Annotated in this window: 1 protein-coding gene; it reads left to right on the top strand. The window is 64.0% G+C overall.

Features of this window, described 5'->3' with window-relative positions:
• Positions 1 to 881, top strand: an 881-nt coding sequence (locus ACFPYJ_RS33060; protein ID WP_379192854.1) for an amidase family protein, incomplete at both ends; no start/stop codon positions are given.

The following is an 881-nucleotide window of genomic DNA, read 5'->3' as shown; positions in this document are numbered from 1 at the left end:
GCTATCGCAACAGGCCATTTACAATGACGGCGACTTCCAACTCGTCGAGGCCCGCGTCATCGACGCGCAGGCGTCCATGGAGGCTGGCAAGCTCACCGCCGTCGAACTCACTCAGAAGTACCTCGACCGGATCGCAGCCTACGACAAGGCCACCGTGAACGGTGACCCGGCGACCGCCTTGAACTCGATCATCGAAGTCAACGACCACGCCCTGCAGGACGCGGCGAAGCTCGACGCGGAACGTGAGCAGTCGGGGCCGCGCAGCCTGCTGCACGGCATCCCGGTCATCGTGAAGGACAATTTCAACACGGCAGACATAGCGACTACCGTCGGTTGCAAGTGTCTGGACGGCTTCCTGCCCGAGAACGATGCCGAGATGGTCGAGAAGCTTCGGGATGCTGGGGCCATTGTGCTCGCGAAGGCCAACCTCACGGAATTCGCCTCAGGTTACAGCGGTCAGAGCTCGTACATGCGTAGTTCGAATGCATACCTCTCGGGTGGTGAGTCGGGCGGTTCCAGCGCCGGTACCGGCGCCGCGATCGCGGCGAACCTGGGCATGATCGGTCTTGGCAGCGACACCGGCGGCTCGATCCAGGTTCCGGGCGCCTACCAGGGCCTCGCTGATGTCTACCAGTCCTTCGGACTCGTCAGCCGAGAGGGCATCGCTCCGCTCGCCGGCGACCAAGACCGCGGTGGTCCGCTCACACGCACCCTCGATGACTCGGTGATCATGCTCGATCTGTATGCCGGCACCGACCCCGAGGACCCAACTACGGCGAATGCTGACGCCGAACGCGAGCTCAGCTACGCCGCTGCCTTGGACAAGAACGGACTGAAGGGCGCGCGCATCGGCTACGTGTCCACCATCGGAGCGGGCACCC

The organism is Paenibacillus solisilvae (assembly GCF_042656405.1).
GTDB lineage: Bacteria > Bacillota > Bacilli > Paenibacillales > Paenibacillaceae > Paenibacillus_Z > Paenibacillus_Z solisilvae.
Note: the sequence above shows the minus strand (reverse complement) of the source record. Positions and strands in the feature narration are given on the sequence as shown.